The organism is Polymorphospora sp. A560, from assembly GCF_045781765.1.
Lineage (GTDB): Bacteria > Actinomycetota > Actinomycetes > Mycobacteriales > Micromonosporaceae > Polymorphospora > Polymorphospora lycopeni.
On the sequence record NZ_CP122282.1, the window covers coordinates 4,607,137 to 4,624,160 of the forward strand.

At 74.2% G+C, this 17,024-nt stretch carries 18 protein-coding genes; 8 read left to right on the forward strand and 10 right to left on the reverse strand.

Features of this window, described 5'->3' with window-relative positions; all coding sequences use genetic code 11:
• Positions 1–318 precede the first annotated feature (318 nt).
• Entirely contained in the window at positions 319–1,566 is a 1,248-nt protein-coding gene (locus QCD66_RS20485) for an MFS transporter (RefSeq protein ID WP_407566737.1), read from the forward strand.
• 15 nt (positions 1,567–1,581) lie between these two features.
• Here QCD66_RS20485 and QCD66_RS20490 read toward each other — a convergent pair whose 3' ends face one another.
• From QCD66_RS20490 to coxB, 9 genes are read right to left on the reverse strand one after another with little or no spacing between them, the layout of a single operon-like run.
• Positions 1,582–3,297: a cytochrome bc complex cytochrome b subunit gene (locus QCD66_RS20490; protein ID WP_407566738.1), complete on the reverse strand. Its 1,716-nt coding sequence runs from the start codon at positions 3,295–3,297 to the stop codon at positions 1,582–1,584.
• The gene (locus tag QCD66_RS20495) at positions 3,294–4,124 is read right to left on the reverse strand and encodes a ubiquinol-cytochrome c reductase iron-sulfur subunit (RefSeq protein ID WP_375737279.1); all 831 of its coding nucleotides are present in this window, start codon (positions 4,122–4,124) and stop codon (positions 3,294–3,296) included. The genes QCD66_RS20490 and QCD66_RS20495 overlap by 4 nt, the downstream gene beginning before the upstream one ends.
• Positions 4,121–5,005, reverse strand: coding sequence for a c-type cytochrome (locus QCD66_RS20500; RefSeq protein WP_375737278.1), 885 nt, complete (start codon positions 5,003–5,005; stop codon positions 4,121–4,123). The genes QCD66_RS20495 and QCD66_RS20500 overlap by 4 nt, the downstream gene beginning before the upstream one ends.
• A gap of 3 nt (positions 5,006–5,008) precedes the next feature.
• The gene (locus tag QCD66_RS20505; RefSeq protein ID WP_357544013.1) at positions 5,009–5,392 is read right to left on the reverse strand and encodes a c-type cytochrome; all 384 of its coding nucleotides are present in this window, start codon (positions 5,390–5,392) and stop codon (positions 5,009–5,011) included.
• Positions 5,389–6,270, reverse strand: coding sequence for a cytochrome c oxidase assembly protein (locus QCD66_RS20510; protein WP_407566739.1), 882 nt, complete (start codon positions 6,268–6,270; stop codon positions 5,389–5,391). The genes QCD66_RS20505 and QCD66_RS20510 overlap by 4 nt, the downstream gene beginning before the upstream one ends.
• Complete coding sequence (locus tag QCD66_RS20515; protein ID WP_357544011.1) at positions 6,261–6,656, reverse strand: hypothetical protein; 396 nt, start codon at positions 6,654–6,656, stop codon at positions 6,261–6,263. The genes QCD66_RS20510 and QCD66_RS20515 overlap by 10 nt, the downstream gene beginning before the upstream one ends.
• Complete coding sequence (locus tag QCD66_RS20520) at positions 6,656–7,276, reverse strand: heme-copper oxidase subunit III (protein WP_375737154.1); 621 nt, start codon at positions 7,274–7,276, stop codon at positions 6,656–6,658. The genes QCD66_RS20515 and QCD66_RS20520 overlap by 1 nt, the downstream gene beginning before the upstream one ends.
• Positions 7,273–9,180, reverse strand: a complete 1,908-nt coding sequence (ctaD, locus tag QCD66_RS20525; protein WP_375737155.1) for a cytochrome c oxidase subunit I — start codon at positions 9,178–9,180, stop codon at positions 7,273–7,275. Before ctaD ends, QCD66_RS20520 begins: the two co-directional genes overlap by 4 nt.
• A gap of 11 nt (positions 9,181–9,191) precedes the next feature.
• Positions 9,192–10,151 carry a cytochrome c oxidase subunit II gene (gene coxB / locus QCD66_RS20530; RefSeq protein WP_407566740.1) on the reverse strand — a complete coding sequence of 320 codons (960 nt, stop codon included), beginning with the start codon at positions 10,149–10,151 and terminating at the stop codon, positions 9,192–9,194.
• 231 nt (positions 10,152–10,382) lie between these two features.
• Between coxB and ccsA the strand changes: the two genes are divergently transcribed.
• From ccsA to QCD66_RS20555, 5 genes are read left to right on the forward strand one after another with little or no spacing between them, the layout of a single operon-like run.
• Positions 10,383–11,114: a cytochrome c biogenesis protein CcsA gene (ccsA, locus tag QCD66_RS20535; RefSeq protein WP_375737157.1), complete on the forward strand. Its 732-nt coding sequence runs from the start codon at positions 10,383–10,385 to the stop codon at positions 11,112–11,114.
• The gene (locus QCD66_RS20540; protein ID WP_364206767.1) at positions 11,111–11,533 is read left to right on the forward strand and encodes a cytochrome c maturation protein CcmE; all 423 of its coding nucleotides are present in this window, start codon (positions 11,111–11,113) and stop codon (positions 11,531–11,533) included. The genes ccsA and QCD66_RS20540 overlap by 4 nt, the downstream gene beginning before the upstream one ends.
• Positions 11,523–13,466: a heme lyase CcmF/NrfE family subunit gene (locus QCD66_RS20545; protein WP_407566741.1), complete on the forward strand. Its 1,944-nt coding sequence runs from the start codon at positions 11,523–11,525 to the stop codon at positions 13,464–13,466. Before QCD66_RS20540 ends, QCD66_RS20545 begins: the two co-directional genes overlap by 11 nt.
• Positions 13,463–14,026, forward strand: coding sequence for a TlpA family protein disulfide reductase (locus tag QCD66_RS20550; protein WP_375732786.1), 564 nt, complete (start codon positions 13,463–13,465; stop codon positions 14,024–14,026). Before QCD66_RS20545 ends, QCD66_RS20550 begins: the two co-directional genes overlap by 4 nt.
• Positions 14,023–14,904 carry a cytochrome c-type biogenesis protein CcmH gene (locus QCD66_RS20555; protein WP_375732787.1) on the forward strand — a complete coding sequence of 294 codons (882 nt, stop codon included), beginning with the start codon at positions 14,023–14,025 and terminating at the stop codon, positions 14,902–14,904. The genes QCD66_RS20550 and QCD66_RS20555 overlap by 4 nt, the downstream gene beginning before the upstream one ends.
• Positions 14,905–14,910: 6 nt before the next feature.
• On the opposite strand, the gene map is transcribed toward QCD66_RS20555, so the two are convergent.
• The gene (gene map / locus QCD66_RS20560) at positions 14,911–15,732 is read right to left on the reverse strand and encodes a type I methionyl aminopeptidase (RefSeq protein ID WP_375732788.1); all 822 of its coding nucleotides are present in this window, start codon (positions 15,730–15,732) and stop codon (positions 14,911–14,913) included.
• Between the two features lie 100 nt (positions 15,733–15,832).
• Here map and QCD66_RS20565 point away from each other — a divergent pair, with 100 nt between their 5' ends.
• Together QCD66_RS20565 and QCD66_RS20570 are read left to right on the forward strand one after the other, a co-directional pair.
• Positions 15,833–16,099 carry a helix-turn-helix transcriptional regulator gene (locus tag QCD66_RS20565; RefSeq protein ID WP_357544000.1) on the forward strand — a complete coding sequence of 89 codons (267 nt, stop codon included), beginning with the start codon at positions 15,833–15,835 and terminating at the stop codon, positions 16,097–16,099.
• A gap of 152 nt (positions 16,100–16,251) precedes the next feature.
• Positions 16,252–16,632, forward strand: a complete 381-nt coding sequence (locus tag QCD66_RS20570; protein ID WP_375732789.1) for a VOC family protein — start codon at positions 16,252–16,254, stop codon at positions 16,630–16,632.
• Positions 16,633–17,024: the final 392 nt, after the last annotated feature.

The window sequence follows — 17,024 nt, forward strand, 5'->3', positions numbered from 1 at the left end:
TCGGACGGAGCGACAGGGCCAGAGATGGATGTTGATGTTACTGTCGCTCGTCCGGTCTCCGGGACGTCCGGCGTGCCGGGTCGGGCGGGCCACCCGCCGGCCGCCGTAGGGACGGGGTATCGCTGTTTTGCCCCACAGCGAATTCGCTGTGGTTACGCCGAATTCGCTGTGGACCCCGACACCAACCTGCCCCGGGATCCGCGCCCGACGGCGACGTCCGCGCGGAACACCCCGGGCTCAGGTCGGCTCGTCCGGCGTGGACGGTGTCGTGCACACCGCGCTTGACCTCAACCCGGGTTCAGGTACGAAGGTGCACCGGTGACCGCACCCGGCAGGCTCCTCCCCGAGGGCTACCGCACCGTGTTGAGCGACCCCGGATTCCGGCGGCTCGCCACGGCCGCCCTCGTCTCCTTCCTCGGTGACGGCCTGTCCGTCGTGGCGCTGGTCTGGGTGGCACTCACCCTCGCCCCGCCCGGCACCGAGGGGCTGGTCGTCGGAGCGGCCGTCGCGGCGTACGCGCTGCCGGCCGCGGTCGGCGCGGTCCTGCTCGCCCCCTGGCTCAGTCGGCTGGACGCCCGGCGGCTGGTCAGCCTCAGCGCGAGCCTGCGCGCGGTGGCCCTGGGCACCGTCGCGGTCCTGCACCTCGCCGGCGGTCTCGGGGTGGCCGGCTACATCGGGCTGCTCGCCGTCTCGTCCGTACTCGGAGCCTGGGGGAACGCCGGGCTCTACACCATCGTCAGCCGGCTGTTCGACGCCGGCCGCCGGCTGCCCGCCAACTCGCTGGTGAGCACCGCCCAGCAGGTCAGCATCGTCGTCGGCCCGGCGCTGGCGGGCGTACTCGTCGGATTCGTGGACGCCGCCGTCGTACTCGGCCTGGACGCTCTCACGTGGGCTTTCCTCGGCGTCCAGGTCCTGCGGATCAACCTTCCCGACACGGCGGCGGCATCCGGGCGGCCACGGCTTTCCACCGGTTTCCGGCTCCTCGCCCGGCGCCCGCACCTCGCCGGCCTGCTGGCGGTCACCGCGGGGTTCGTCTTCCTCTACGGTCCGGTCGAGGTCGCGCTCCCGCTCTACGTCACCCACGACCTGCACGGGTCCGCCGGCCTGCTCGGCGCGTACTGGGCGGTCTTCGGGGTCGGGGCCATCGTCGGCGGGCTGCTGGGCGGGATGCTGCGTACGACGCGACAGTGGCCGCTGGTCGTCGCCGTCATCGCGGGGTGGGGCCTCACGCTGATCCCGTTCGGCTTCCTCGACGCGGCGGCGCCGACCCTGGCGCTGTTCGCCCTCGGCGGGCTCGCCTACGGCCCGTTCCCCGCCTTCACCCTGGCCCTGTTCCAGAACGCCACCGACCCGGCCGACCTGCCCGCGCTGCTGGCCGCCCGCGGCGCGATCACGATGACCGTCATGCCGGCCGGTGCCGCGGTGGGCGGTCCGCTCGCCGCCGTGCTGGGTGCCGCCGGCACGCTGCTCGTCTCGGGGGTCGCCACGCTGGCGCTCGCCGTGGTCACCGCCGCCGTGCTGGTCGCGGCGGCCCGGCCGGCGAGGCGCCGGGTGGTCCGGGCCTAGCGTCGTGCCGGGCGCTCAGCCGCGCCGGTCGCGGCCCCGCCCGCCGCGCCCGCGGCGTAGCGCCGCCGCCAGCAGGGCGCCCCACGCCACGCGTCTCCCCCACCGGCGCAGCCCGGACCGTACCGGGGCGGGCCGACCGACCGGCCCCGGTCCGGGTACCCGTACCGTCCGCACGCCGGGGTAGGCGGTCCGGGCGGCCGTCGTGGCCGCCGCCTCGGACGTGGCGGCGCGGTTGCCGGTCAGGACGACGCCGCCGTCCGCCGCGTGGTACCGCCACCTCCAGACACCCCGCTCCGGCCACACCTCGACCCGCTCCCCCGGCTCCCGCCCGGTGGCCTTCTCGGCAGGCGCTGACGCGGGCGGTGGCGCGGCCGCCGTACGGCGGCGGGTGGCCGCCCGCCGCAGTTCGGCCCGGGTCAGGTCGCCGAACCCGGCCGCGTCGCCACCGCGCAGCGCCCGCGTGACCAGGTAGGCGACCAGTCCCGCGACCACCGGCAGGACGAGGACCGACACCCGCAGCACCGTCACCACGTCGGCCAGCGGCACCCGCAGCAGCCGGGCGATGATCTCGTCGGCGCCGGCGAGCACCAGCAGCGTGAAGAAGACGATCGCGCCGACGCCGACGCCGAGCCGTACCGGGTGCCGGCGGGGCGGGTCGAGCAACTGGTGCGGCAGTTCGTCGCGGCTGAACCGCCGTTCCAGGAACGGCCAGGCGTACAGGACGGCGAAGGTCAGGCCGCCGAGCACGACGCCGGGGAAGAACGGCGCCGGTACGAGGTGGCCGAAGATCCGGAACTCCACCGGCGGGAAGAGGCGCAGGGCGCCGTCGGCCCAGGCGACGTACCAGTCGGGCTGGGCGGGCGAGGTGGCCTGGGACGGTTCGAAGGGGCCGTACAGCCAGACCGGGTTGATCTGGGCGAGCCCGCCCAGCGCGAACAGCACCGCCAGCACCCAGGCGAAGAGCGCGAGCGTACGCAGGGTGTAGCCGGGCCAGAAGCGGGAGCCGACGACGTTGTGCTCGGTGCGGCCCGGGCCGGGGAACTGGCTGTGCTTCTGCCGCACCAGGATCGCCAGGTGGATCGAGACGAGGGCGACGAGGATGCCGGGGACCAGCAGGACGTGGCTGACGAACATCCGCGGGATCATCTCGTCGGACGGGAACTCGCCGCCGAAGGCGAGGAACGCCGCCCAGGCGCCGACGACCGGGATCGACTCGACCACCGAGTAGATGATCCGCAGTCCGGTGCCGGAGAGCAGGTCGTCCGGCAGCGAGTAGCCGGTGAAGCCGTTGAGCAGGGCGAGCGCGAGCATGGTGACGCCGACCAGCCAGTTGATCTCGCGGGGCCGGCGGAACGCGCCGGTGAAGAAGATGCGCAGCAGGTGCAGCACGATCGCGCCGACGAAGACCAGCGCCGCCCAGTGGTGGGTCTGCCGGACCAGCAGCCCGGCCCGTACGTCGAAGCTCAGCCGCACGGTCGACGCGTACGCGGCCGAGGTGGTGGTGCCGTCGAGCGGGGCGTAGCCGCCCTCGTAGACCCGGTCGGCGGTGCTCGCCTCGAAGAAGAACGTCAGGTAGACGCCGGTGAGGATCAGCGCGACGAACGCGTAGAGGGCGATCTCGCCGAGCATGAACGACCAGTGGTCCGGAAAGACCTTGGCCAGGGCCCGCCGGGCGACCGGTGAGACCCGCAGCCGGTCGTCGAGCCCGCGCACGAACCGGCCGACGATCACGGCCGGCCCCAGTAGCCGGCGCCGGGCGGGGACGTGAAGTCGCCGGTGGCGCGCAGGAAGCCGTCCGGGTCGACCTCGACGGGCAGGCCGGGTAGCGCGCGGGCGGCCGGCCCACTGACCGGGCGGGCGGCGGCGAGCAGGTCGAACGACGACTGGTGGCAGGGGCACAGCACCCGGCCGGTGCCGTTGAGGTAGAGGCGGACCGGGCAGCCGGCGTGGGTGCACAGCATCGAGTAGACGACCAGGCCGTCGAGGTCGCCGGCGGGCGGCGGCCGGGAGAAGCGGCGCGGGTCGAGGCGTACGGCGAACGCCGGCCCGTCACCGGTGTCGACGTGCCCCTCGGGGAAGACGCCGACGATGGTGCCGGCCGGTACGTCGGCGGGGCGCAGCGGCCGCCCGTCGGTGTCGACGAGCCGGACGCCGGCCGCCCACGGGGTGTCGCGCAGCGCCTGCTGCGGCCGGGTCCGGTCGTACGGCAGCAGTGAGCGCAGCGGGAAGAGCGCGGCCGCGCCGATCGCGGTGACCGCGAGGCCGAGCAGGGCGAGCAGCCCGCGCCGGCGGGGCGGACTGTCCGGGGTGGTCAGTGCGGCGGCGGCGAGGACCCGCTCCTGCGGCGGCGGACTGAACGACTCGTGCTCCTCGACGTGGCCGCCGGTCGGGATCAGCCGGCGGGCCCAGATCGCCAGCCCCAGGGCCAGTCCGGTGAAGGCGACGGCGAGGCTGACGCCTTCCCAGCGGGTGTTCCCGCCGAGCGCGTACGTCGTCGCGAAGCCGACCGCGCCCAGGGTGCTGACCAGGAACGCGGCGCCGATCCGGCGGGCGGTCACCGGTCGGCCCTCGTGCCGAGCCAGCGGACGGCGAGCACCAGCAGGCTCAGCCCGATCAGCCAGGCGACCAGGCCCTCGGCGGCCGGCCCGAGCCGGCCCAGCGGGTTGCCGCCGACGTCGAGCCGCTCGCTCTGGAGCAGGCGTACGTAGCTGGTCAGGTCGTCGACCTGCCGGTCGGTGAGCACCTCGGCGGGGAAGGCGGGCATCGGTCCGGGACCGACCCGGACCGCCTCGGCGATCTGCACCGCCGTCGCCTCGTACAGCGGTGGTGCCACCAGCCCGTTGGTCAGGTCGGTGCCGGAGCCGGTGGCGGAGTGGCACGGCGCGCAGTTGGCGGCGAAGATCTGCCGGCCGGCGGCGACGTCGCCCGGTGCGGGGTCCGGGATCCGCGGCCCGCCGCCGCCGAAGCTGGCGACGTGGTCGACCAGGGCGGCGATCTCGGCGGCGGAGAAGACCGGCTCGTGCCGGGTCGGCTGCTGTCGCTCGTCTTTCAGCGGCATCCGGCCGGTGCCCAGCTGGAAGTCGACCGAGGCCGGGCCGACGCCGACCAGCGACGGCCCGCGCTGGGTGCCCTGCCCCTGCACCCCGTGGCAGCTGGCGCAGGTGCGCAGGTACAGGTCGGCGCCGTCGGGTGCCGGGGCACCGGTCGGTGCCGGCGCTCTGGCGCCCGGCGGGACCGCCGCCGGGGCCATCGTGGCCGGCCGGACCGCCGCGGGAGCCGGCGTGATCGCGGCGGGAGCCGGCGTGATCGCGGCGGGAGCCGGCGTGATCGCGGCGGGAGCCGGCGTGCTGGGCGTGATCGCGGCCGGGCCGAGGGCGAGCAGGGCCACCGCCGCCACGGCCAGGGCCCGGCGCCGGTTCCCGCGCTGCGGCATCTCCATCGCTCAGTCCAGGGTGTGCAGGTAGGCGGCGATGTCCTCGGCGTCGATCGGGTCGACGCCGAGGTTCGGCATGGCCGTGCCCGGCTCGACCGACTGCGGGTCGGTGATCCAGCGTTTCAGGTTCTCGGCGCTGTTCGGCAGTTCGCCGGCGATGTACGAGCGGGCGCCGAACCGGGTCAGCGGCGGTCCGACGAGACCGTCCGCCCCGTCGATGCCGGGGATGGTGTGGCAGGAGCCGCAGCCGTACCGGGCGATGAGTTCGGCGCCCCGTTCGGGGTGGCCGCTGTCCGGCCGGGACACCGGTGGCGGCGTCGTACGGCCGCAGCCGGGCACGGCGGCGACGATCGGCAGCACGGCCAGCAGCGGCCACAGGATCCGGTTGTTCAACGGACTGCCCCTTCGGTCGGTGCCCCGGGCACGGCGACCCGGTCGTCGGCCGGCACCGGTGGGTCGCCGTCCGGGCGGGCGAGCCAGCGCAGCAGTCCGGCCAGCGCCGCGACCAGCAGGACGACGTCCATCGGCACCCACATCAGCAGGCCGGCGAGTTGCTGGTCGGCCAGCGGGTCGGCGCCGTACACGGTCGCCGGGTAGACCGGCCGGGTGGCGAAGGTGAGCACGGCGCCGAGTGCGGTGGCCGGCAGCATGGTGGTGACGAGCAGCAGCGTCCCGACCGGGGCCGGCGGCCGGTGCCGGGGCGGGCCGACCACCGGTGTCCAGAGCAGCCACGCCGCGAAGACGAAGCACAGGTGCTCGACGCCGTGCAGGACGGGGTGTTCGAGGGCGGCGACGTACGGGACCGGCAGGTGCCAGACCCACAGCACCAGCAGTTGCCCGGCGCCGGCCAGCGACGCGTACACCACCGGGCGGCGCAGCGACCGGACGGCGGGGGCCGCCCGCCACCGGGCGAGCCGGCGGCGCAGCCGCAGCGGGGTGGCGAGGCTCAGCGGCAGGCCGGCGCCGCCGGCGGCGAGCAGCGGGCCGGCCACCAGCAGCAGCACCATGTGCTGGGTCATGTGCCCGGCGAGCGAGCCGTGGGCGAGGTCGTCGAGCAGCCCGCCCTCGATCGCGAGCACGATCAGGGCGCCGCCGGCGAAGGCCGCGGCCCGCCGGACCGGCACGATCCGGCCGGTGCCGTGCCGGGACCACAGTTCGTGTACGCCGCGGCCGTAGCCGGCGACGGCGAGGCAGACGAGGCTGACGACCAGGGTCGACAGCAGGCCGCCGGCCACGGCGGCGGGCGCGGGGTCCGCGGCGGTCAGTGGCATGACGGCAGCACCAGCACGGCGATCCCGCCGAGCACGATGATGGCGAGGAAGAGCAGGTTGCCCCAGATCCCGAGCAGGGCGAGCATCCGGGCGCGGGCGAACCGCGGGTCGCCGCCGGCCCGGGCCGGCCGGCCGGTGCGGCGCCAGGTCAGTACGGCGGCCAGCAACGCGCCGACGGTGACCAGGGCCGGCACGACCACGGCCAGTCCGATGACGGCCCGCGGTGGGAGGCCGGCGACGCGGTGGATGCCGGCGGCGCAGGTGAGTTCGTCGACGCCCCAGCCGACGAACAGGTGGACCGCCCAGGCGACCGCGCCGCCGAGGACGCCGTACCAGGCGAGCAGTCCGCCGGCGAGGCGGGCGCGGTGACCGGGTGCCGCGCTCATCACAGCCGGGGCGAGAGGTAGATGGTGAACAGGATGCCGAGCCAGACGATGTCGACGAAGTGCCAGTAGATGGCGACGTTGCGGACCCGGTCGTCGCGTCGGGCGTCGAGGCCGCCGCGGGTGGTGGTGAGCGCCCAGGCGATCATCGTCGCGCCGATCAGGACGTGCAGGCCGTGGAAGCCGGTGATCACGTAGAACAGCGACCCGTAGGCGTTGGTGGTGAGGGTGAACTCGGTGAGCAGCTCGGCGTATTCGGTGGCCTGCAACGCCAGGAACGTCAGGCCGAGCAGCATGCTGGCGGTCAGTCCGGCGCGTACCCGCCAGAGCTGGCCGCGGCGCAGGCCGCGTTCGGCCCAGAGCATCGGCAGGCTGCTGGGGACCAGTACGGCGGTCATCACCAGCGGGCGCAGCAGGGCCGGGTCGGGGATGTCCCCCGGCGGCCATTGTGGACCGTATTGGAAGCGCAGGTAGAAGTAGCTGCCGAGCAGGCAGGCGAACAGGGTCGCCTCGGTGGTGACGAACAGCACCATGCCCCACCAGCCGGTGGAGCGGCCGACCGGCAGCTCGGCGCTGAGCGCTTCCGGGCTGGTCGTCGTCGCGATCCCGCCGGGCGGGGTCATGTGCGGGCCTCCGGGCGGCGGCCGGGCCAGAGCCAGGCGGCGACGGTGCCGGCGACGACGGCCACCGCGGCGGCGGCGACCGGATACCAGGCGAAGAGCAGCGAGACGAAGAGGGCGAGCAGGGCGAGGGCGAGGACGAGCGGCTTCACGCTCGCCTCCGGCATCTCCACCGGGCGCTCGTACCGGCCGTCCAGTTCGCTGGTGAGCGGGGTGCGGCGGCCCTCGCTGAGGACGCGGTCCGCGGTCGCGCCCGGCCCGGTCGACTCCGCGGTGCGCGCGTCCCAGGTCGGGTGCAGGCTGTGCACCCGGGGGACCACCGGGAAGTTGTATGCCGGCGGCGGCGAGTCGGTCGACCACTCCAGGGTGTCGCCGCCCCACGGGTCGGGCGGCGCCGGCCGGCCGCGCCGTATCGCGTGCACCACCCCGACCACGACGACCAGGAACCCGACCGCCAGCAGGTACGCCCCGACGGTGCTGACCAGGTTCCAGCCGTCCCAGTCCAGGCCGGCCGGGTACGTGTAGACGCGGCGCGGCATGCCGAAGAGCCCGTACAGGTGCATGGGGAAGAAGGTGATGTGCATGCCGGCGAAGACGAGCCAGAACGCCCAGCGGCCGAGCCGTTCGGCGTACATCCGGCCGGTGATCTTCGGTAGCCAGTGGTAGATGCCGGCGAGGATCGGGAAGACCGCGCCGCCGACGAGGACGTAGTGGAAGTGCGCCACGACGAAGTAGGAGTCGGTGACCTGCTGGTCGAAGGCGGTCAGCGCGAACATGGCGCCGGTGACGCCGCCGAGTACGAAGGTGATGATGAAGCCGATCACGAACAGCAGCGGGGTCCGCAGCACCAGCCGGCCGAGCAGCATGGTGGCCAGCCAGGCGAAGATCTGGATGCCGGACGGGATGGTGATGATGCTGCTGGCGGCGCTGAAGAAGCCGTACGACACCTGGGGCAGTCCGACGGCGAACATGTGGTGCGCCCAGACGCCGAACGAGATGATCGCGATCGCAACGATGGCGAGGACGACCAGCGGGTAGCCGACCACGCCACGGCGGGTGAAGGCGGGCAGGACGGCGGAGACGATGCCCAGGCCGGGCATGACGATGATGTAGACGTCCGGGTGGCCGAAGATCCAGAACAGGTGCTGCCAGAGCAGCACGTTGCCGCCGGCGGCCGGGTCGAAGAAGCCGGCGCCGAAGCGGCGGTCGAGGAAGAGCATGGCGTTGTCGAGGTTCAGCGCCGGCAGCGCGAAGATGACCATGAAGGCGGTGGCCACGATCGCCCAGACGAACAGCGGCAGCCGGTTGAGCGACATGCCGGGGGCGCGCATCTTCAGCGCGGTGACGATGAAGTTGATCGCGCCGGCGGTGGTCGAGACGCCGAGGAAGAGCAGGCCGAGGGCGTAGACGTCGAGGTGCAGGCCGGGGGTCGCCTGCCCGCCGGTCAGCGGCACGTACGCGAACCAGCCGCCGTTGGGGGCGGCGCCGAACGGCAGGCTCGCCCACATGAAGATGCCGGCGAAGAGGAAGACCCAGTAGCCGAAGGCGTTCAGCCTGGGGAAGGCCATGTCCCGCGAGCCGATCATCAGCGGGACGAGGAAGTTGCCGAAGCCGAACAGCATCGGGGTGGCGAACAGGAAGATCATCGCCGTGCCGTGCATGGTGAAGAGCTGGTTGTACTGCTCCGGCGACAGCAGGTCGCCGCCGGGGTTGGCGAGTTGCGTTCGCATCAGCAGGGCGCTGATGCCGGCCAGCGCGAAGAACACGGCGGCGGTCACCAGGTAGCGGCGGCCGATCCGCTTGTGGTCGACGGTGGTGAGGAAGGACCGCAGCGACGGCCGCTCGGCCCAGTTCGCATCGAGGCGGTCGAGGTCCGCCCGGTCGGCGCCCGGCGCCGGTGTGTCCACTATCGACATGGTCAGCCCAGGGACCGCAGGTAGGCGATGAGGTCGGGCAGCCGTGCGGCGTCGACCGGTTGCGGCGGCATCTGGTTGCCGGGCTTGACCGTCTGCGGGTTGGCGATCCAGCCGCCGAGGTGGCCGGCGTCGTTCGGGACGGCGCCGGCGCCGATGCTCCAGCGGGAGCCGACGTCGGACAGGTCGGGACCGACCCGGCCCTGCGCGCCGGTGCCGCGTACGGTGTGGCAGGCCGCGCAGGTGCCCTGGACGAAGGCCTGCTGCCCGCGCCGTTCGGCGTCGGTGCTCGGCGCCCGGGCGGGTGCCGCCAACCGGGCCAGCCGGGCGTCGAACTCGGGCCGGGGCACCGCGATGACCATGAGGGCCATGTGGGCGTGCTGCAACCCGCAGTACTCGGCGCACTGCCCCCGGTACTGCCCGACCCGGTCGGCGTGCAGCCAGGTCTCGCGGGTCTCGCCGGCGATCAGGTCGGTCTTCGGCATCAACTGCGGGACCCAGAAGCTGTGCAGTACGTCGGCGGTGCGCAGCCGGACCCGGACCCGCTCGCCGACCGGGATGTGGATCTCGTTGGCGGTGGCGCCGGCGACGCCCTCGTAGCGCACCTCCCACCACCACTGGTGCCCGGTCACCTCGACCGTCGGGGCGTCGCGGCCGGGGTCGGTGCCGAGTGCGGCGAGGTCGCGCAGGCTGACGCCGTACACGGCGACCAGGATCACCAGCGGCAGTCCGGCACCGGCGATCGTGACGAACCGCAGCGGCTGGCTGTGCCGGACCCGGGTCCGGCCGCCCCGGCGGAAGATCAGCGCCCAGGCGAGCAGCGCCATGACCTCGACGAAGACGACCACGGAGATCCAGAACAGCAGCCACCACAGGCCCTCGACGCGCTGCGCCCCGGCGCCCGCCGGATCGAGTGCCGAGGGCGCCTGCCCCGCACAGCCGGCGAGCGGGACGAGGGTCACCACCGTTGCCGCCCGCCCCGTCCGGCGCCGGCGGTCCGGCCCGGTTCGGGGTCTGCGTGCTGCCTCGGTCGTGTCCACCAGCACGGACAGTAGCCAGTACCGCCACTTTGCGTCCTGATATGGCGGATAAACGGTTTGGCCTAATGAATCGCCCTAAGGTACGAGGCGACGGATCCATCGGGTACCAGTGCCGGGGCGGCGGCGCGGACAGGGAAGATCATGGGAAGGCCCGGCATGAACCTCCTGTCGGACACCGGCCGGGCCGGCCGCCGTACGGCGGTGTGGCTCGCTTGTGGACTCTCCGCCGCCGCGGCGGTGACCGGGATCGTGGTGGCGCCCGTCGACGGGTTGCAGGGACCGGCACAGCGGCTGATGTACCTGCACGTGCCGGCCGCCTGGGTGGCGTACGCCGCGTTCACCGTCGTCCTGCTGGCCGGCGGGGCGTACCTGGTCGGCGGTGACCTGCGGTGGGACCGGTTCGCGCGGTCCGCCGCCGAGATCGGCGTGGTGCTGACGGCCGCCGCGATCGGCACCGGCGCGCTCTGGGGCCAACTGGTGTGGGGCACCTGGTGGGCGTGGGACCCCCGGCTGGTCACCACCGCACTGCTGCTGCTGGCGTACGCCGGCTACCTCGCCCTGCGGCGCCTGCTCGCGGAGCGGGTCGGTGGGCCGGACGGCGCCGACCACCGGGTCGCCCGGCCCGCGGCGTACGCCGGCATCGCCGGCTTCCTGCTGGTGCCGGTCGTGCACTTCTCCGTGGTCTGGTGGCGTTCGCTGCACCAGCCGGCGACGGTGCTCGCCCCGGAACGCCCGCCGATCGACCCGCGGATGGGCGCGGCGCTGCTGCTGGCGGTCGCCGCCGCCACGGCCTGGGCGTTCTGCGTCCTGGTCCACCGGGTGGTCGTGCTGGAACGCCGGCTCGCCGCGCGGCCGGCGGCCGACCGCACGCCGGTCGGCGCCGGATGAACCGGCCGCGGGTCGGCCGGATCGCCGTCGTGGCGGTGCTCCTCGCCGCCGGCGGGCTGCTGGTCACCAGCGCGTTGCAGGACACCCTCACCTACTACCGCACCCCGGGCGAGGTGCTCGACGACCCGGCGGCGGGGCGGCGGCCGACCCGGCTGGGCGGCGAGGTCGTGCCCGGGTCGGTGCGGCACGACGGCGACCTGGTCACGTTCCGGCTCGGCGGCGACGGGCACGAGATCACGGTGACGCAGCGCGGCATGCCTCCGGAGACGTTCCGCGAGGGGCAGGGGGCGATCGTCGAGGGCCGGCTCTCGGCCGGCGGGGTGTTCGAGTCCGACCGGGTGGTCGTGCAGCACGGCAACGAGTACGGCCCCTCCCCCGCGCCGCCGTCCGGGCCGGAGAGGGCCGGCGGTGCTCGCTGAGGCCGGCACCGCAGTCCTCGCCGGCGGGATGCTCGCCGCCACCCTGTCCACCCTGCTCTGGCTGCGCACCGCGCTGTTCGGCGGGTCGAGCCGCCCGGCCCGGTTCGCGACCACGGCGACGCTGGCCGCCGCGGTGGCCGGCTGCGCGCTGCTGGAGTGGGCGCTGCTGCGGCACGACTTCAGCGTGCGGTTCGTCGCCGAGAACGGCGGCTGGGGCGTGCCGCTCTACTACACCGTCACCGGCCTGTGGGCCGGCCTGGAGGGGTCGCTGCTGCTGTGGCTGCTCATCCACTGTGGATACACGTGGTGGCTGTCCCGGTACGCCCACCGCCACCCGCCCCGGCTGCACGCGTACGCGATGGTGGTGGTCAGCGCGGCCGGCACGTTCTTCTTCGCGTTGACGCACTTCGCGGCGAACCCCTTCGGCGAGGTGTTCCCGGTCCCGCCCGACGGTCCCGGCCCGAACCCGCTGCTGCAACAACACCCGGCGATGGGCCTGCACCCGCCGCTGCTCTACGCCGGCTACATCGGCCTGGTGGTGCCGTTCGGGTTCGCGGTCGCGGCGCTGATCACCGGCCGTACGGCGCACGACTGGGCGCGGATCGTCCGGCCGTGGACGCTGTTCGCCTGGGCGGCGCTGACCGCCGGCATCGGGCTCGGCGCCTGGTGGTCGTACACCGTGCTGGGCTGGGGCGGCTACTGGGTGTGGGACCCGGTCGAGAACGCCTCGCTGCTGCCGTGGCTGACCGCGACCGCGTTCCTGCACACCTCGTTCGGGCGGTCCGCCGCCCGCCCCACCTGGAACGTGCTGCTTGCCTGCGCCAGCTTCGCGCTCGTCCTGCTCGGCACGTTCCTGACCCGGTCGGGCGCGGTCGCCAGCGTCCACGCGTTCACCGACTCCCCGCTCGGGCCGATGCTGCTCGGCGCCGTCCTGCTCGCGGTCGTCGTACCGACCGTCCTCTTCGGACTGCGCGGCGGCACCCGGCCGGCGCGCGGCCGCACCGCCGCGCTGTCGACGGGCACGGCGCTGCTGGCGAACGCCGTCATCCTGCTCACCGTCACCGCGATGGTGCTGATCGGCACCGTCTTCCCGCTGCTCTCCGACGCGCTCGGCGGGCCATGGACGGCGGTCGGGCCGGCCTACTACCACCGCACCGCCGTACCGCTGGCCGTCGTGCTGCTGCTGGTGATGGGGGTGGCGCCGGTGCTGCGGTCGGCCGGCCGCGGGACGTACCGGCGGCTGGCGGTGCCGGCCGGGGCGGCGCTGGCCACCGTCGCCGCCGCCGGCACGCTCAGCCGGCCCGGCCTGCCCGCGCTGGCCGCCTTCGCCGCCGCCGCGTTCGTCCTCACCGGGCTCGCCGGCCAGTTTGCGCGACGGGTGCGCCGCCGGCCCCGGGCCGCCGGCCTCGGCGGGCTGCTCGCGCACGCCGGCATCGCCGTCGTCGCGCTCGGGGTGGCCGGCTCGGCCGCCTACAGCGACAGCGTCGAACGCGAGCTGCGGGTCGGCGAGACGCTGCGGCTCGGCGCCACGTCGGTGCGGCTCGTCGAGATCCGGCGCGACGCCGACCCCGGGGTCATGTCGGTCGACGCCCGCCTGCGGCTCGTCACGGCCGCCGGCCACGAGCGCACGGCCAGCCCGACCCTGCGCTACTACCCGGGCCGGGACACCGCCGTCACCGTCCCCGAGGTGGTGTCCGACCCGCTGCGGGACAGCTACGTCACGCTCATCGCGGTCGCCGCCGACAGCACGAGCGCGACCGTGCGGCTCGCCGTCAACCCGCTCGTCGGCCTGCTCTGGGCCGGCGGGCTGCTGACCACGGCCGGGGGCGTGGTGGCGATGGCCGGTGCCGTACGCCGCCGGCCCGGCGTCCGGCGGCCACCGGATCGCCGTACGGCGGTCGACGCCGCCCCCGCCGAACGGACCCCGGTGTGACCGGGCGGGCCCTGGTGTCCCTGCTCCGGCGGCCGGCGCCGGTGCTGGCACTGCTGCTGACCGCCGTACTCGGCATCGTTCTCGCGGTCGGGCTGCACCGGGCGGCGGGCTCGGCACCGGACGCGGCGGCCGGCGCGGCCCCGGGCGCACCCGCCCCCGCGCTGGCCGGCCCGACCCTCGACGGCGGCCATTTCGACCTGGCCGACGCCCGGGGCCGGGTGGTGCTGGTCAACGTCTTCGCCTCGTGGTGCGGGCCGTGCCGGCGCGAGCTGCCGCTGCTGGTCGACGTCTCGCGGCGCTGGTCGGCGCAGGGCGTGCAACTGGTCGGGATCAACGTGAAGGACGGCACCGCGGCCGTACGGGCGCTGCTGGCGGAGACCGGCGCCGAGTCGATGACGGTGCTCCGGGACCCCGACGGCACGCTCGCCGTCGGCTGGGGTGCCCGGGGCGTACCGGAGACGTTCGTGGTGGACCGCGACGGCCGGATCGTCGACCGGCGCCGGGGCGAGGTGACCCGGCAGTGGCTGGAGCAGCGGGTCGGGCCGCTGCTGACCGGATGAACCGGCGCCGCGCCCTCGGCGCCGCGGTCCTGGTGCTGCTGACCGTCGCGGCCGGCGTGGCACTGTTCCGGTCGGCTGCCGCCGGCGACGACCCAGCCCGGTCGATCGCGGCCGGCCTACGGTGCCCGTCGTGCCAGGGCGAGTCCGTCGCCGACTCCAGTTCGCCGGTCGCCGCCGCGATGCGGCAGGTGGTCGCCGACCAGCTCGCGCAGGGACGGAGCCCGGACGAGATCCGGCACTGGTTCACCGAACGTTACGGCGACGACGTGCTCGCCGACCCGCCGCTGAGCGGGCCGGGAGTGCTGCTGTGGGGCGTACCGGCGCTGGTGCTGCTGGGCAGCGGCTACGCGGCCGTACGCACCCTGCGACCGGCCGGGCGCCGGACCGGCGTACCAGTGGGGCCGGCCGGCGGGCCGGGTCGCCGGACCGCCTGGCGGCTCGGTGCCGTCGGCCTGGTCGCCATGGTCGGCGCGGTCGCGTTCGGCGCGGCCCAGGTCGGCCGGCCGGCCGGCGACGGCGGTCCACCGGACCCGGCCGCCGTCGCCGTGCTGCTGGCCCGTGACCTGGAGCAGCAGGGCCGGTACGCCGACGCCGCGCGGATGTACCGGCAGGCGCTGGAGACGCGGCCGGACGTGGACGTCCGGCTGCGGCTGGCCTTCACCCTGGTACGCGCCGGCGCCCCGGCCGACGCCGAGCAGGAGGCCCGGCGGGTGCTGGCCGGCACACCCGACCTGCCCGACGCGCTGCTCGTGCTCGGCCTGGCCCAGCGGGAGACCAGCCCGGACCGGGCACCGGAAACCCTGCGGCGGTTTCTCGACGTCGCGCCCGGCCACCCGGCGGCGGGCGAGGTCCGGCGGCTGCTCGCCCCGGACGGCTGACGGCGGCTATCCCCGGGCCGCCGCCTCGGATGCCGCCGCCTCGGGTGCCGGCACTGCCGCGTCGGCGAGCCGGGTCAGGACGACCGGCCCGTCCTCGGTGATCGCGATGGTGTGTTCGGAGTGGGCCGTACGCGACCCGTCCGCCGACCGGATGGTCCAGCCGTCCGGGTCGTACACGACGCGGTCGGTGGTACGGGCGAACCACGGCTCGATCGAGAAGACCAGCCCGGGCCGGATCCGGTAGCCGCGACCGGCCCGGCCGGTGTTGGAGACGTGCGGTCCCTCGTGCATGGTCCGGCCGACGCCGTGGCCGCCGAACTCGTTGTTGACCGGATAGCCGTAGCGGGCCGCGACCGCGGCGACGGCGGCGGAGACGTCGCCGATGCGGTTGTCCGGCCGCGCGGCGGCGATGCCGGCCTCGAGGGCCTCCTCGGTGGCCCGGATGAGCCGTAGATCCTCGTCGGCCGGGGTGCCGACGACGAGGCTGACGGCGGCGTCGCCGACCCACCCGTCGACCGAGACGGCGAAGTCGATGCTGAGCAGGTCACCGTCGCGCAGCGTGTACTTCTTGGGCAGCCCGTGCAGTACGGCGTCGTTCACCGACAGGCAGACGACGTTCCGGAACGGGCCGTTGCCGAAGGACGGGGCGTAGTCCCAGTAGCAGGAGGTCGCGCCCCGCTCGCGGATCAGCTTGCGGGCGTGGTGTTCGAGGTCCATCAGGTTGACCCCGACGGCGGCCCGGTCACGGAGGTCGGCCAGGGTCTGCGCGACGAACTGTCCCGCCGGACGCATCTGCTCGATCTCCTGCGGGCTCTTTACATGGATCATGAAGCTCTCCTCTGGCGACCTGTCGGTATTATAATACCGAACCATGGTCCGCCCGTGGCACGCAACCGCCCCCTTCGACCCTCAGAGGTACAGTGACGTCGTGGTTCGCAACCCGCTGACACCCGAGCAGATCGAAGCCGGCCGACGGCTCGGCTCACTGCTGCGCCGGGCGCGCGGCGCGGCCGGACTCAACGAGGTCGCCCTCGCCGCCGGGATCTCACCGGAAACCCTGCGCAAGATCGAGACGGGACGGCTGCCGTCGCCGGCGTTCGGCACGATCGCGGCCCTGAGCGAGGTGCTCGGCCTCTCGCTCGACGAGGTCGCGGCCGTGTGGCGCGACCGCTCGCCACTGCGCCTGACCAGCTGACAAGCGTTGGCAATCTCCCCGGACGTCCGGCGGATCGCCCTGATCCACGCTCCGGGCGCGGACATCCACCGGCACAAGAACCCCTGACCTACGGGCAATCGGCACCGCTCCACCGCCTACCGCTCCGGCAGGAAGCAGAGGAAGGAGACCTGGTGATCAACGAGGTGGCGGTCCGTATCGCCCGCCCGTGCACCGACCTCGCGGCCGCGGAGCGCTTCTACGTACACGGCCTCGGCCTTGACCTGCCGCACCGGATCGCCGCGAACGGTCCGGAGGAGCACGACCTCGTCATCCTCGGGTGGCGTCACGCGGCGTGGCATCTGGAGCTGGTCGGTGGCCCCAACCTCACGACGAGGCCGGCACCCACCAGCGAGGATCTGCTCGTGCTCTACCTGGGCGCCCCCGTCGACGAGGCCCTGGTGGCCCGGCTGGAGCAGGCCGGTGGCAGTGTCGTCCCGCAGGGAGCGTACCGGGACCGCTTTGGCGTCACGGTCCGGGATCCGGACGTCGGGCATTGTCTCCCACCACTTTGAAGCCGGCACCCAAACGCCCTTTTCCGCCCACACATACCTTTCGGAAGAAGCGGCCCGGTCGACACTTGGTGTTGCATCAGCCAAGGAGAGGGCATAGTCGATTAACACGGACAAGATGCCGCCAAAGCTGACAGCTCATTGATCATCGGTGATCGACGCTCGTTGCTCTTGACCCATCCCTGGCGGCCTGGATACGGCCTGACCTTGCGACTCTCGGCGTACGCCCTGTCGACCGCTCGGCCTCGAGCCTCGGGCGAGCGTCCACATTGCTTCCTCGCCGGCGCTTGCCCGGTTCGGCCGTAGATCTCTTTGCTGCCAAGGTCTTGACACAGAGAAGTGCTGTTCGCGAGGCGGTCCCGAGCCTGGTCGAAGTTGTGTCGAGCGGAGTGGTG

Excerpts from the sequence above, each read along its gene's own strand:
- ccsA (WP_375737157.1), top strand. The coding sequence starts at position 10,383 with ATGAACCTCCTGTCGGACACCGGCCGGGCCGGCCGCCGTACGGCGGTG.
- QCD66_RS20510 (WP_407566739.1), bottom strand. The coding sequence starts at position 6,270 with ATGCCACTGACCGCCGCGGACCCCGCGCCCGCCGCCGTGGCCGGCGGC.
- QCD66_RS20515 (WP_357544011.1), bottom strand. The coding sequence starts at position 6,656 with ATGAGCGCGGCACCCGGTCACCGCGCCCGCCTCGCCGGCGGACTGCTC.
- QCD66_RS20500 (WP_375737278.1), bottom strand. The coding sequence starts at position 5,005 with ATGGAGATGCCGCAGCGCGGGAACCGGCGCCGGGCCCTGGCCGTGGCG.
- QCD66_RS20540 (WP_364206767.1), top strand. The coding sequence starts at position 11,111 with ATGAACCGGCCGCGGGTCGGCCGGATCGCCGTCGTGGCGGTGCTCCTC.
- map (WP_375732788.1), bottom strand. The coding sequence starts at position 15,732 with ATGATCCATGTAAAGAGCCCGCAGGAGATCGAGCAGATGCGTCCGGCG.
- QCD66_RS20555 (WP_375732787.1), top strand. The coding sequence starts at position 14,023 with ATGAACCGGCGCCGCGCCCTCGGCGCCGCGGTCCTGGTGCTGCTGACC.
- QCD66_RS20520 (WP_375737154.1), bottom strand. The coding sequence starts at position 7,276 with ATGACCCCGCCCGGCGGGATCGCGACGACGACCAGCCCGGAAGCGCTC.